The sequence below is a fragment of the Paenibacillus sp. FSL W8-1187 genome (assembly GCF_037965485.1).
GTDB lineage: Bacteria > Bacillota > Bacilli > Paenibacillales > Paenibacillaceae > Paenibacillus_O > Paenibacillus_O pasadenensis.
On the sequence record NZ_CP150181.1, the window covers coordinates 5015902 to 5028915 of the forward strand.

The window sequence follows — 13014 nt, forward strand, 5'->3', positions numbered from 1 at the left end:
TCCGTCCCCAACCGAAAAAGCTGCGCTCCGTCGTCGGAGCGCAGCTTTTTTTGTAGAGAAGGTCAAGGGCGCGTCTCTACCCATTCAGGCGAGGGGAGGAACGGAGCCCGGAACCGAGCGGCTGCGGCCGAGCAGGGGCCGCTGCTCCTCCTCCGTCATGCGGGCGAAAAACTCCGGCTCCTCCTCTGCCAGCTCCAGCCATGCGGCGACGCAGGCCGGATCGAAGTGGCGTCCGGACTCGGCGCCGATGAACGCCAGCGCCTGCTCCGGCGTCATCGCCCGCCGGTACGCCCGCTGCGAGGTGAGCGCGTCGTACACGTCGGCGACCGCCGCGATGCGCGCCGTCAGCGGAATCTGCTCGGCCTCCAGCCGGTCGGGATACCCGGTGCCGTCCCAGCGCTCGTGATGAGAGCGGACAACGGCCAGCTCCTGCCGCATGAAGCCGAGGTTGCGGCAGAGCTCGTAGCCCCGCACCGGATGCAGCTCGACGACCTGCCGCTCCTCCGGAGAGAGCGCGGCCGGCTTGTTTAGGATCGCTTCCGGCACGTACAGCTTGCCGACGTCGTGCACGATCGCTCCTTGACCGATCGCCAGCAGCTGCTCGGGGGCCAGGTCCAGCTTTTCCGCGAGCTTGAGCGCATACAGCGCGACGCGGTAGTTGTGTCCGGCCGTATAGCCGTCCTTTTGCTCCGTCGCCTCGATCAGGTCCTCGACGCTCGGAGAGATGCACTTCTGCAGCCACTCCTGCGGCGTCGATCGGTACAGCGCTCGCAGCGCGGCGCTCAGCGAGCCGCGGCTGCCAGCCAGCTGCCGGCCGAGCCCCCAGGCGACCGAGACGAGCGAGAGCAGCAGCAGCACATGGTAGAGCCACCAGCTGAGCCGCCAAGGCTCTCCCGACACCATGACGACTTGCCCGGCAGCGAGCAAGCCGCAGCCGTACAGGATGCCGAGCTGCAGCGGCATGCGGGCGCTGCGGTAGTTCCGGGCGTAGCTCCAGGCGGCGTGGGCGAGCAGCGCCAGCACCAGTCCGGTCAGCGCGGGCCGAGAGCCTTGCAGGTCGAGCGCCCAGTCGTGCATCGTATGCGGGCCCTGGAGCGAGAAGACGAGAAAAGCGAGCAGCAGCAGCGTATACGCCGGCGCGAGCCAGCGGGAAGCGTTGCCCAGCCGCAGCACCATCCGTCTGGCGGCGGGCAGCGACGACAGCCAGATCCAGCCTGCGGCGGCCAGGATGCCGAGCTGGCTGGACACGCCTTGAACGCTGTTGTGGTCCATCAGGAACCCCGGCGTCGCCAGCCCGTGCAGCATGAGCAGCCCCGTCATCGAAACGTAGGCGAGCGACAGGAACGCGATGCCGAAATTCCGCAGCCGCATCCCGGCATAGCCGAGGGCAGCGGCAAGCAGCAGCGCCAAGAAGGAGACGCCGCTGACAATATAGAAATGAATAATGGGAGCATGCAGGCGCGGGTCGAATCCTCCGCTCTCCCGAAGGGCAAGGAACATCCCGAGAGGCAGCAGGAAGGAAACGAGGGCGACCGACATCATCCGGACGGCAGGACGGCGCATACGTCGGGGTTCACCTCGCGAGCCCTTTCGGGCTGATTGGAGTAGCGATCCGTTAGGTTTTAGGCAAAACCGCCATTACCGCTAGCATACCGCAATCTGGAAACTTTTCAAGTCATCGAAACAAGGAGCTGAACTCGAGTGTCATCCCGTCATCAAGCGAGAATGTATAAAGAAGCCTATGAAATGGTCGAGCTGTCGGAGGCTTCCACCCGCTCGCGGGTGCTGCTCTGTCCCGAGCGCGGGGGCATTGCCCTGGAATGCCGGCTGAACGGCTACGAGCTGTTCTATTTGGACGAAGCCACCTTCCTCGATCCGTCCGCCAACATCCGGGGAGGCAACCCGGTGCTGTTCCCGATCAGCGGCCCGGTCGCCGGCGGCGAATACGAGTGGGAAGGGAAGCCCTATGCGATGAAGCAGCATGGCGTCGCGCGGACCGAGGCGTGGCAGGTCGCGGAGACGTCCGAGGACGGCGCCGCCTCCGCGACGCTGGTGCTGCGCAGCAGCGAGCGGACGCGCGCGGCGTTCCCGTTCGACTTCGAGCTGCGGTTCGCCTATGCGCTCAAGGACGGCGAGCTGACGATCCGCCAGCAGTACCGGAACCTTTCGGACCGCGCCATGCCGATGTATCCGGGCTTCCACCCGTACTTCGCCACCTCGGCCAAGGACATCCCGTTCGCGACCGACGCGACCCGCTACCTCGACTACAACGACGGCCAGGTCAAGCCGTACGAAGGCCGCCTCGACCTCGGTCTGATGCAGGAATCGGCCGCGCTGCTCGACGCTAGGCGGCCGGAGATCTCCTTCCCGCTCGACAGCGGCATCACCGTGACGCTCGCCTACAGCGAGGCGTTCAAGTACGTCGTGTTGTGGAGCGTGCCGGGCAAGCCGTTCGTCTGCGTCGAGCCGTGGATGGCGCTGTCCGGCGAGCTCGATCGCCGCGAGGAGCTCGTGCAGGTGCCTCCCGGCGGCGAGATCGAGGCGGTGCTGACGCTGCGCGCTTCGCATGCTCCGGGGCAGGGCTGACGACGCGCCCGGCCTTCTTTTTCCTCTTGATCAGGGGGAAAAGGAGGCTTTTCTGCTTTTTCGAGCCGGCCGACAGCGGCTGCGCTTTTCATCATGCTGCTCCTTGACGCTGCGATGGCCTTCAAGCGGAGCGGATTACCGGCTCGGCCGCCGCTCCTGCGCCTCGGGCAGCGCCTGCTCGAACAGGCAGAAGCCGTTCGGGCTCGTCCCGAGCCGCGAGTAGCCGGCGGACGCGTACAGCGCCTCCAGCTTCGGATTGCCGGCGATGCAGTCGAGGCGGATCGCCTTTTTGCCGGGATGGACCGCCTGTTCCCGCGCCCAGCGCAGGATCGCCCGTCCAAGCCCGCTGCCGGCATAAGCTCTCGCGACCGCCAGCCGGTGCAGGTAGACATAAGGCTCATGCCCCTGCTCGCCCCACAGCTCGCGGTCCCAAGCGCCCGGCTGCCGCAGCAGCAGCACGAGGCCGGCGGGCCGGCCCTTCTCCCGTCCGGGACCGTCCATCCCGTCGCGGAAAAGGATGGCTTCTCCGCGGCGGACGGCCTCGTCCAGGCCGTGGCTGTCCTCTCCATCCAGCAGTCCGGACCATTGCCTGGATCCGTTGCCGCGCAGCCAGCGCGCGATGCCGACGAGCAGCTCCGACGCCTCGGCGGCCGTGTCCGGCGTCACGATCTCGGCCGCGAAGCCTGCTGCCGCCTCCGGCTCGATCATTTCGATCGCTTGCGTATTCATGCGGTTTCCTCCTTGCCTTTCCGCCGGCCCGGAGCTCGATCTTTCGGTTGATCCGGGCGGCATCGGGGTACATTTATCCTATCCCACTATACCCCCAAGGAGGTATCCCATGTCCAGCCCAACCGAAACCGTGAAGACGTTCCCCCCGCAGCATCAGGACAAGCAGCCCGGCATCGAGTCGGAGATGAATCCGCTCCCCGTCTACGCGGCGCCCGATTATCGCGGGTCCGGCAAGCTCGAAGGCAAAAAGGCGCTCATCACCGGCGGCGACAGCGGCATCGGGCGCGCGGCGGCGATCGCCTTCGCCAAGGAAGGCGCCGACGTCGCGATCGTCTACCTGAGCGAGGATGCGGACGCGGAGCAGACGAAAAAGGAAATCGAGGCGGCCGGCCGCTCCTGCCTGCTGCTGGCGGGCGATATCGGCGACGAGGCGTTCGCCAAGGAAGCGGTGAGCAGGACCGTCGAGGCGCTCGGCGGCCTGGACGTGCTCGTGAACAACGCGGCGGAGCAGCATCCGCAGCCGAAGTTCGAGGACATTACGGCCGAGCAGCTGGAAAAGACGTTCCGCACGAACATCTTCTCGATGTTCCATCTGACCAAGGCGGCGCTCCCCCATCTGAAGCCGGGCAGCTCCATCGTCAACACCGCCTCCGTCACCGCCTACGAGGGCAACCCGCAGCTGATCGACTACTCGTCCACCAAGGGCGCGATCGTCAGCTTCACGCGCGCGCTGTCCAACCATCTCGTGGAGCGCGGCATCCGCGTCAACGGCGTCGCGCCGGGACCGATCTGGACGCCGCTCATCCCGTCGACGTTCGACGAGCAGCATGTGTCCGAGTTCGGCGGCGACACGCCGATGAAGCGCGCCGGCCAGCCGCATGAGCTCGCCCCGGCCTATGTGTACCTGGCCAGCAGCGACTCGTCGTACGTGTCGGGCCAGATGATCCACATCAACGGCGGACAGGTGCTGAACGGGTAGAAAAAGGAAAAGAGGCTGTCTCCCGAGCGTTCTCGGCGAGACAGCCTTTTTATTGAGCCGCCCCAGTGCCGGGCGGCGGCGCTTCCTAGTGCCAAGATCGGCACGACGGAGAGCCGCCACGGGCTGCGGCGTTTCCTAAATGGCCAATAAGGAGAGCCATCCGCTGCTGCAGCGCTTCCTAGTGCAAAAAATTGCCACTACGGAGGAGCCATCCCGCAGCTCGGGCGCTTCCTAGTGCCCGCGCGGCGAGCGGCGTCCGTCACGCCGGGCCGAAGTCCGCTTCGGCCAAGTCGCCGCCGATGGAGAAAGCCGCGCGGTTGCCGCTCGCGGCGGCGCCGACGACCTGCGACGGCGACATGCCGGCGGTATCGCCCGCGGCGTAGACGCCCGGCACGCTCGTGCGGCCGAAGCCGTCGACGAGCAGCACGCCATGCGCGTCATGCGCGCAGCCGAGCATCGCGCCGAGCGGCGTGCCGAGCATCGCGTCCGGCGTGACGAAGCCGCCGCTGCGCGCGATCCGGCTGCCGTCCGCGAAGCGCACGGCATGCAGCTTGCCGCCGCTCCCTTCGAGAGCGGCGATCGGCGCGCGGGCGACGCGCGCCCCGCGCGCCTCCAGCGCCTGCTGCTGCTGCGGACTGAGCTGTCCGCGGCCGTGCGTGCAGACGAGCAGATCGCGCGACCAGACGAGCAATTGCTTCGCCTGTTGAAAAAGATTCCCGCCCGTCGAAATCGCCACCAGCGACGCATCCCGCAGCTCCCATCCGTCGCAGTACGGGCAGTTGAAGAGCGATGTCCCGTAAAGCTCGCGCAGGCCCGGAATGTCGGGCAGCTGCTCCTTGAGCCCGGCCGCCAGCAGCACGGTCCGCGCCTCGAAGCCGCCGCCCCCTTCCAGATGCACCCGGAACCTGCCCGCCCGGCCCTCGATCGCCGCGACCTTGCCCGAGCGCAGCCGGATGCCCGGATAGGCCGCCAGCTCCTCCCGGGCCAGCCGCCGCAGCTCTCCGGGCGGAACGCCGTCCCTCGTCGGATAGCCGTGCCCCGCTGCCGTGACCGCATTGCGCGGACGGGCGTCATCGACGACGAGCGCCGAGCGGCGGGCCCTGCCCAGCACGAGCGCCGCCGCCAAGCCCGCCGGGCCGCCGCCGATGATGGCGCAATCGATGACCATCCGCTCCACCTCCCCCGCTTGCTCTCCTTTCGTATCGTATGTAGGACGGGACAGGTGTAGAAGCGGAGCCCTGCCGAACGTCCCGTAGTCGGGCGCGCCTTGGCACGCAGGCGGGGCGCGCCTTGGCATGCAGGCGGGCACGCCTTGGCACGCAGGCGGGTATGCGATGGCACGCAGGCGGGCGCGCCTTGGCATGCAGGACGCGTCGGCCGCATCCCAAAAAGCCGCCCCCGGTCGATGGGATCGACCGGGGGCGGCTCCATGTTCATTTGCGGTCAGTTGCCGCCCGAGACCGGAACCGCTCCGCCGTAATGCTCCTCCAGCGTGTCGCCGCTCTCGGCGAGCTTCGCGGCGAGCTCGACGCCGACGTAGCGGATATGCCAAGGCTCGTACTTGTAGCCCGTAATGTCTTCCTTGCCTTCCGGATAACGAATGATGAAGCCGTAGTCGGTCGCGTGCTCGGCCAGCCACTCGGCCTCCGGCGTGCCGGCAAAGCAGCTTTCGGCCGCGCATTTTCCGTCGATGCCGGACATGTCGATCGCCAGTCCCGTCTGATGCTCGCTATGTCCCGGACGCGCGCTGTACTTGTCGGCCGCCGCGACGCCGTCCTTTTTCACATAGCCCTCGTACAGCGTTTTTTGCCGGGATTCGGAGCGGTAGCCCGACACGCCGGCGAGCTTGATGCCGTCCTTCGCCGCGCCGGCGACGAGCTGCTCGAGCGCCTCCGCCGCTTCCTTGCGGAGCTTGCGCTTGTCGATCTTCTCCGAGAACGTGAACGGGATGTCGGGATAGACGAGCTCCTTCGGCGCGTACCCTTCCGGCAGCCGGAACTGCTTGTTGACGAGCGCCGCGGCGGCAGAGGCGTTTGCCGTCACCTCGATGGCTTCGTAGAAGCCTCCCGTGGAGCCGCCCTTCGCCCCCGCCGGACTGGCGGACGGCTTCGAGCTCGGCTTGGCGGACGGCGAGGACGATGGCTTTGCAGTCGGCGAGGACGACGGCGAAGGCGTCAAGCTCGGCGATGGGGAAGCGGAGCTCCCGCCTCCTCCCGCGGACGCCGGCGGCGACGCGGTCGCCGAAGCGCCCGGCGAAGCATCGGGTTCCGGCGCGGCGGCGCCGGAGCAGGCAGACAAGGTCAACGCCGCCGCCAGCAGCAGGGCGGACGCGGCAGGCATTCGATTGCGTTTGCTGTTCATGATGGTTCCATCTCCTTGAAGGGACGCTCGGCGTCCTTTTCTATATGCTGCAAGCGGATAAGTTCAGCTTCCGTTATACCACACAGACGGCGAAACGCGAAGAATGGTTTCAACCGCCCTGAACTTGGCAACTTGAGATTGAACTGACGGGCACGGAAGTTTATGCTTAGATTTGGAAAAGCTATGAAGTGAAAGGAGCATGACCCGCATGGAAACCAAAGCGCCTCGCCAAGCCCCTTTCGAGCTCAGGCTGAGCGACGGCGGCACAATCCGCGGCGAAGTCCGCTTCGTTCCGAGCGGCGGGCGCAAGCCCGTCGTGCTGATCGCCCACGGCTTCAAGGGCTTCAAGGACTGGGGCTTCCTGCCCTATGCCGCCGAGCGGATCGCGGAGGCCGGCTTTTATGCCGTCACCTTCAACTTCTCCCGCAACGGCGTAAGCGGCGGCGAGGAATTCGACGAGCTGAACAAATTCGCCCTCAATACGTACAGCCGCGAGCAGAGCGATCTGGAGCGGATCGTCGCCGCGCTCGTCGGTCGGGAGCTGCCGCATCCGGAGCAGGCCGACGCCAAGCGGATCGGCATCTGCGGCCACAGCCGCGGCGGCGGCAACGCGATCATCTTCGCTTCCGAGCATCCGATCGTGCGCGCGGCCGTTACCTGGAACGGCATCGCCCGGGCGAACCTGTTCGACGCGGAGTTCGAGGCGGCGGCGCGCAGGGACGGCCAGGCGTTCGTGCCGAACGCCCGCACCGGCCAGCAGATGCCGATCGGCAAGGGGTTTTTCGAGGATCTCGACCGGAACGCGGATCGCTTCGACATCCCCGCCCGCCTCGCCTCGCTGCGCGCCCCCGTCCTCCTCATCCAGGGCGACGCGGACAGCTCGCGGCTGATCGAGGGGTTCGGCCGGCTGAAGGAAGCCGCGCCGCAGCAGCCTTCGCTGCTGCTCGAAGGCGCGAGCCATACGTTCGGGGCGTCGCATCCGTTCGCCGGCGCGACGCCGGAGCTCGATGCGGCGCTGGAAGCCACGGTCGGCTTTCTCCGGGAGAAGATGTAAGAAGCGCAGCTGCTTTTCATGTTCCGTTAAGGTAAGCGCTCCCCGGATTTGATATGATGCGAGGAGCGAACAACCGGGACAAGTCCCGTCCACACACAGAAGGGAGTCAATTTTCGAATGGCAGACCATAAGAAAGATCCGCTTGACGCGAACGGCAACGACCATCTGACGCCGGAAGATACGGCGACGCGCGAAGGCGCGGACTTCGCCGGCGATTCCGGCAGCGAGCGCGCCGAAGAGACGATTCAAGCCGAAGAGGAAGTCTCGGAGCGCCGCTCCGAGGACGCCCTCCGCGAGGCCGAGTACGATGCGGAGGTGCACACCGCCGATCCGGAGCGCGCGTTCGGCTCGGTGCCGGTGACGCCGGTCGCGGGAGCAGCCGATCTGCCGCTCGACAACGACGGCGTCCAAGGCGACGGAGACGGCGGCGGCCCGAAGCGCTCTGGCGCGGCGACCGGATGGATGATCGCTTCCCTCGTGCTGGCGGTCGGCCTGATCATCGCGCTTGTCAGCCTCTTTTCGAATAGAGGCGGCGAGGCCGTCGCGACGGTCAACGGCGAGAAGATCACGAAGGACGAGCTGTACGACATGCTCGCTCCGACCTACGGCAAGTCCGCGCTCGACCAGCTCGTCACGATGAAGCTCGTCGACCAGGAAGCCGACAATAAAAGCGTCGCGGTTACCGAAGAAGAAGAAAACGCCGAGCTGGAGGACATCAAGAAGAACTTCACCTCCGAGGCGGAATTCGAGAACGCGCTGGCGCAGTCCGGCATGTCGCTGGACGACCTGAAGAAGCAGATGCTCATGCAGGTGCAGATGCGCAAGCTGCTCGCCGACCAGGTGAAGGTGTCGGACGAGGATATCAAGAAGAACTATGAAGAGAACAAGGAAAGCTTCGCTACGCCGGAGCAGGTGCAGGCGTCCCACATCCTCGTCGCGACCAAGGAAGAAGCGGATGCGATCGAGAAGCAGCTTAAGAACGGCGGCGACTTCGCGGCGATCGCCAAGGAGAAGTCCACCGATACGGGCAGCGCGGCCAACGGCGGCGACCTCGGCTTCTTCGGCAAGGGCTCGATGGTGCCGGAGTTCGAGGAAGCGGCCTTCGGCATGAAGATCGGCGAGATCAGCGCTCCGATCAAGTCCGATTACGGCTACCACATCATCAAGCTGGTGGACCGCAAGGAAGCGACGACCCCGACGCTCGAGGACAAAAAAGAAGAGATCCGGAAGACACTGGAGAACCAGCAGCTGAGCACGCTGTCCCAGACGCTCATCACCGATCTGCGCGCCAAGGCGACGATCACGAACACGCTCGACCCTTCGCAGAACACGAACGGCAGCGCGGAGAAGAACGGATCGAGCGAAAACGCTCCGGCGGAGAATGCTCCGGCAGAGAATGCCGCAAGCAACTCGAAGTAAAGTGAAAAGCTCTTGCCCCGGTCCGAAGGACCGGAGGGCAAGAGCTTTTTTTGTGCTTCGCTCGGGTCGAGCGGCAGTCGGGCTTCTGCAACCCGATTTTTTCGGGTTGCAGCTTGCCGAGCGGGCTGTCGGGACTCTGCAACCGGACTTTTTCGGGTTGCAGCTTGCCGAGCGCGCTGCTGGGCTTCTGCAACCCGACTTTTTCGGGTTGCAGCTTGCCGAGCGCGCTGCCGGGCTTCTGCAACCCGACTTTTTCGGGTTGCAGCTTGCCGAGCGGGCTGTCGGGCTTCTGCAACCCGACTTATTCGGGTTGCAGCTTGCCGGGCACGCTCGCGGTCCTCTGCAACCCGACTTTTTCGGGTTGCAGCTTGCCGAGCGTGCTGCCGGGACTATGCAACCCGACTTTTTCGGGTCGCAGTCTTGATCCACGCTCCCCAATGCAACAACTAAAGCCGAGTTACTCGGTTTTTCCGCGCATCTCCGCCGTCGGAGCATCCATTCGAGCCGAGTTGCTCGGTTTTTCCGCGCATCTCCGCCGTCGGAGCATCCGTTCGAGCCGAGTTGCTCGGTTTTTCCGCGCATCTCCGCCGTCGGAGCATCCGGTCGAACCGAGTTGCTCGGTTTTTCCGCGTATCTCCGCCGACGAGGCATCCGGTCGAACCGAGTTGCTCGGTTTTTCCGCGTAGCTCCGGTGTCGGGGCGCATGCTGGAGACCAACGGAGCCGCCGGGTTGAGGAGTCCGAGATCGGCAGAGTCCTTTCGGCGGACACCGGCGGACATCGACTTACACCGCCGGGCAGAGCCTGCAACAGCCGCCGGGCAGAAGGCGGCTTCGCTCAGCCGACCGGCTCGCGGCCGTCCTTGCGGATCGTCCGCCGCTGGGAAGAGTAGATGCTCGCGGAGCCCGAGCAGAGATAGGCGATGACGCTGGCGACGAGCAGATAGGCCGCCGCGTCGGCGCCGAACAGCTCCAGGCCGAGCACGAAGCACGCGAGCGGCGTGTTCGCCGCCGCGCTGAACACGCCGACCAGGCCGAGCCCCGCGAGCAGCGGAGCCGGCAGCTGCAGCAGCGGAGCGAGCGCATGGCCGAGCGTCGAGCCGATGACGAACAACGGCGTCACTTCGCCGCCCTGGAAGCCCGCGCCGAGCGTGAGCGCCGTAAAGACGAGCTTCCATAACCAGGCGAACGGCTCGACCGTCCCCGCAGGAGCGAACGAGTCCTGCAGCAGCGGCAGGCTCAGGCCAAGGTAATCCCCTCCGCCGACCAGCAGCGCCAGCAGCACGATGACGGCGCCGCAAGCTGCGGCGCGCCCCGGCGCCGGCGCGACCAGCCGCGTCGCCAAGCGCCGCACGCCGTGCACGGCGGCGATGAACAGCCTCGCCGCCAGGCCGAACGCGACGGCCGCGATGGCGACGGCCGCCAGCGTGCCGAAGCTTTCGGCCGGCACTTCGCCAATCCGATAGGCGGCATGGCCGATGCCCCAGGCGCGCGTCACGGCATCGCCGACGAGCGCGGCCACGAGGCAAGGGTAAAGCGCCCCGTGCCGCAGCATGCCGATCGCCAGCACTTCGACGCCGAACACCGCGCCCGCCAGCGGCGTGCCGAACACGGAGCCGAAGCCGCCGGCCATGCCGCAGAGCAGCAGGATGCGCCGGTCGGCGGCGCCGGACCGGACGAGCGTGCCGGCGAGCCAGGCGAGCGAGCCGCCCATCTGCACGGCCGTCCCTTCCCGGCCTGCCGAGCCGCCCGTCAGATGGGTCAGCACGGTGCCGCCCAGCACGAGCGGGGCCATGCGCAGCGGGATGCGCTCGCGGCCCTCGTGGATGCTTTCCAAAATCAGATTGCTGCCTCGGATCGCCGTTCCTCCGTACTGCCGATAGATCCAGCTGACGAAAAAGCCCGCCGCCGGCAGCAGGAACAGCAGCCAGGAATGCTCCAGCCGCGTCTCCGTCGCCAGCTCCAGGCTCCACAGGAACAACGCCGACGCCGTGCCCGCCAATGCCCCGACGAGCGAGCCGAGCGCCAGCCACTTGAGCAGGAAGGCCACCATGCCGCCCGCGCCCTTGCCCTTGCCCGCTTCCGCCAGCCGCTTTTTCAGGCCTGTGGCTTCGCTCATGCCTTTTCCTTCTTTCCTGATCGTGTTGGCCAAGGCAAAAAGGCCCGTTCCGGGCCGATCCGCCTGCGCAGGCGCCTGCACCTGCACCTATGCCTATGCCGGCGCCTGCACTTGCACCTTCACCTACGCCGGCGCCTGCACCTACGCCTGCACTTGCGCCTGCACCTTCACATGCACCTGCACCTGCACCTATGCCTATGCCGGCGCCTGCACCTTCACCTGCACCTATGCCTATGCCGGCGCCTGCACCTGCACCTGCGCCTACACCTTCACCTGCACCTGCCATCGCCTAACCGCGCGACTTCGGCTGCGCATCCGGCCGCGTCCGTGGCTGACCGGTCCCTGCGCCTGCAGCTGCGTTCATGTCCGCGTCTCCGACCTTGTCCGCGCCTAAGCCTCCATGGACGGCGGCTCGCCGGACGCTCTGCGCCGCACCTTGTGTCCACGCCGCAGCAGCAGCGCCAGCACGGAGCCGCGGCCCGGGACGGCGCTGTAGGCCGCATCCTCGTCCGGCGCGAGCAGCACGCCCAGCTGATGATGCTCGCCGGCGAAGCGGGCCCGCTGCACGAACTTGACCTGTCCGTCCAGGTTGAGCACCTCGAGCCGGCAGAAGGCGGAGTTCTCGTGCAGGGCGGCATGCAGCTCCTCTTTGGTGCGCACGCCTCGTCCGTTCACCTTGCGCAGCACCTCGCCGGCCTCGAGCCCCATCTCCTGCGCCGGCGTGCCGGGCAGCACGCCGAGGATGCAGAGGCCGCGCTCGTCATGGACGAACCGCGGCGGCCGCTGCCGCTCCCGGCGCTCCGCCAGCCGCGTCAGCGCTTCATGCAGGCCGAGCGCCGCCAGCGAAGCGACCAGGACGAGCGGCCGCGCGTACGACGCCGCCAGCGCAAGCGCGCCGAGGATCAGGCTGTAGATCAGCAGCCGGCGCGAGGCGAGGCGGGCCGCCTGCTTGGGCAGCTCGGACAGCGCCAGGTCCGTGAAGCCGATGACGGCCGGCAGCGCCAGCACCGTCCAGCCGGCGCTCCAGCCCTCTCCGCCGAGCAGCGGCGTCCAGGGCAGCGCGGCAGCGGCACCTTCCGCTCCGCCGGAGGCCGGCACGAGCAGCAGCAGCGGCACGGGCCACAGGCCTTGCAGCGAGTAGCCGCCGATCAGCTTGCCCCGCTTGCCCTCCAAATAAAGCGGCGAGGCGAGTCGCTGCCCATCCCTCTTTACGAGCAGCGCCTCCGCGACATGCAGCAGAGCGACGAGCAGCAGCAGGCCCGGCATGTCGAGCGCCGCCAGCGACGTCCCGAGCCGTCCGGCCGTCCCGCCGCTTTCTTCCAGCGACAGCAAGCCGCTGGCTGCCTGCAGCACGCCCAGCACGCCTGCGCTGTAGGCGAAGCATAGGAAGCGTACGCGCAGCAGGGCGAGCGCAGCGGCCGTGCCCCAGAGCCAAAGCACGGCATCCGGCGTCAGCGCCGCGCCGATGAAGGCGGCGGCGATGCTGACGCCGGCGCCCGCCAGCAAGCCCCATCCAGCGGCCCGGAGCAGCAGCAGCGGCCAGGCATGCAGCCGCACGTGGAAGTGCGAACGCTCCGTGACGGCGAGCCGTCGATAGAGGAATCCCATAACGATCAAGGCCAAATAATAATAAGGCTGCGCCAGCAGCCCAAGCGCCGCCGAGCCGTACTGCCGCAGCAGCTCCAATGTCAGTTCCAAGCAAGCACCTCATTTTCCTTCAGGCTGGCTAGACCGTATGGTTTCGACGCGCAGAGGCCGGATTCCTCCCC

At 67.1% G+C, this 13014-nt stretch carries 12 protein-coding genes; 6 read left to right on the forward strand and 6 right to left on the reverse strand.

From position 1 onward, the window contains the following. Positions 1-84 precede the first annotated feature (84 nt). Positions 85-1563, reverse strand: a complete 1479-nt coding sequence (locus tag NYE40_RS21690) for an HD-GYP domain-containing protein (RefSeq protein ID WP_052333259.1) — start codon at positions 1561-1563, stop codon at positions 85-87. A gap of 138 nt (positions 1564-1701) precedes the next feature. Between NYE40_RS21690 and NYE40_RS21695 the strand changes: the two genes are divergently transcribed. After that, a complete protein-coding gene (locus tag NYE40_RS21695; protein WP_028599056.1) occupies positions 1702-2586 on the forward strand; it encodes an aldose epimerase in 885 nt (294 codons plus the stop codon). A gap of 135 nt (positions 2587-2721) precedes the next feature. Here NYE40_RS21695 and NYE40_RS21700 read toward each other — a convergent pair whose 3' ends face one another. After that, positions 2722-3315, reverse strand: coding sequence for a GNAT family N-acetyltransferase (locus NYE40_RS21700; protein ID WP_028599055.1), 594 nt, complete (start codon positions 3313-3315; stop codon positions 2722-2724). 109 nt (positions 3316-3424) lie between these two features. Between NYE40_RS21700 and NYE40_RS21705 the strand changes: the two genes are divergently transcribed. Continuing rightward, the gene (locus NYE40_RS21705) at positions 3425-4294 is read left to right on the forward strand and encodes an SDR family oxidoreductase (protein WP_028599054.1); all 870 of its coding nucleotides are present in this window, start codon (positions 3425-3427) and stop codon (positions 4292-4294) included. A gap of 259 nt (positions 4295-4553) precedes the next feature. On the opposite strand, the gene NYE40_RS21710 is transcribed toward NYE40_RS21705, so the two are convergent. Beyond that, positions 4554-5462, reverse strand: a complete 909-nt coding sequence (locus tag NYE40_RS21710) for an NAD(P)/FAD-dependent oxidoreductase (protein ID WP_101807664.1) — start codon at positions 5460-5462, stop codon at positions 4554-4556. Between the two features lie 275 nt (positions 5463-5737). Next, positions 5738-6655: a M15 family metallopeptidase gene (locus tag NYE40_RS21715; RefSeq protein ID WP_028599052.1), complete on the reverse strand. Its 918-nt coding sequence runs from the start codon at positions 6653-6655 to the stop codon at positions 5738-5740. A gap of 208 nt (positions 6656-6863) precedes the next feature. On the opposite strand from NYE40_RS21715, the gene NYE40_RS21720 reads away from it, so the two are divergent. The 3 genes from NYE40_RS21720 (at position 6864) to NYE40_RS21730 (ending at position 9552) form a co-directional block, all read left to right on the forward strand. Beyond that, the gene (locus NYE40_RS21720) at positions 6864-7709 is read left to right on the forward strand and encodes a dienelactone hydrolase family protein (RefSeq protein WP_028599051.1); all 846 of its coding nucleotides are present in this window, start codon (positions 6864-6866) and stop codon (positions 7707-7709) included. 117 nt (positions 7710-7826) lie between these two features. Continuing rightward, entirely contained in the window at positions 7827-9128 is a 1302-nt protein-coding gene (locus tag NYE40_RS21725) for a peptidylprolyl isomerase (protein ID WP_084137301.1), read from the forward strand. A gap of 52 nt (positions 9129-9180) precedes the next feature. After that, entirely contained in the window at positions 9181-9552 is a 372-nt protein-coding gene (locus NYE40_RS21730) for a hypothetical protein (protein WP_339278940.1), read from the forward strand. A gap of 412 nt (positions 9553-9964) precedes the next feature. On the opposite strand, the gene NYE40_RS21735 is transcribed toward NYE40_RS21730, so the two are convergent. Beyond that, positions 9965-11245, reverse strand: a complete 1281-nt coding sequence (locus tag NYE40_RS21735) for a chloride channel protein (protein ID WP_101807663.1) — start codon at positions 11243-11245, stop codon at positions 9965-9967. Between NYE40_RS21735 and NYE40_RS21740 the strand changes: the two genes are divergently transcribed. Further along, a complete protein-coding gene (locus NYE40_RS21740; RefSeq protein ID WP_153784411.1) occupies positions 11244-11639 on the forward strand; it encodes a hypothetical protein in 396 nt (131 codons plus the stop codon). The two genes, NYE40_RS21735 and NYE40_RS21740, sit on opposite strands and share 2 nt — an antisense overlap. On the opposite strand, the gene NYE40_RS21745 is transcribed toward NYE40_RS21740, so the two are convergent. After that, on the reverse strand, positions 11636-12943 hold the full coding sequence (locus NYE40_RS21745) for a PDZ domain-containing protein (RefSeq protein ID WP_101807662.1): 1308 nt from the start codon (positions 12941-12943) through the stop codon (positions 11636-11638). The two genes, NYE40_RS21740 and NYE40_RS21745, sit on opposite strands and share 4 nt — an antisense overlap. Positions 12944-13014: the final 71 nt, after the last annotated feature.

What these genes read in the sequence shown, in the direction of transcription:
- NYE40_RS21690 (WP_052333259.1), bottom strand. Translation starts at nt 1,563, where the DNA reads ATGCGCCGTCCTGCCGTCCGGATGATGTCGGTCGCCCTCGTTTCCTTC.
- NYE40_RS21725 (WP_084137301.1), top strand. Translation starts at nt 7,827, where the DNA reads ATGGCAGACCATAAGAAAGATCCGCTTGACGCGAACGGCAACGACCAT.
- NYE40_RS21735 (WP_101807663.1), bottom strand. Translation starts at nt 11,245, where the DNA reads ATGAGCGAAGCCACAGGCCTGAAAAAGCGGCTGGCGGAAGCGGGCAAG.
- NYE40_RS21720 (WP_028599051.1), top strand. Translation starts at nt 6,864, where the DNA reads ATGGAAACCAAAGCGCCTCGCCAAGCCCCTTTCGAGCTCAGGCTGAGC.
- NYE40_RS21705 (WP_028599054.1), top strand. Translation starts at nt 3,425, where the DNA reads ATGTCCAGCCCAACCGAAACCGTGAAGACGTTCCCCCCGCAGCATCAG.
- NYE40_RS21710 (WP_101807664.1), bottom strand. Translation starts at nt 5,462, where the DNA reads ATGGTCATCGATTGCGCCATCATCGGCGGCGGCCCGGCGGGCTTGGCG.
- NYE40_RS21715 (WP_028599052.1), bottom strand. Translation starts at nt 6,655, where the DNA reads ATGAACAGCAAACGCAATCGAATGCCTGCCGCGTCCGCCCTGCTGCTG.
- NYE40_RS21700 (WP_028599055.1), bottom strand. Translation starts at nt 3,315, where the DNA reads ATGAATACGCAAGCGATCGAAATGATCGAGCCGGAGGCGGCAGCAGGC.
- NYE40_RS21740 (WP_153784411.1), top strand. Translation starts at nt 11,244, where the DNA reads ATGCCTTTTCCTTCTTTCCTGATCGTGTTGGCCAAGGCAAAAAGGCCC.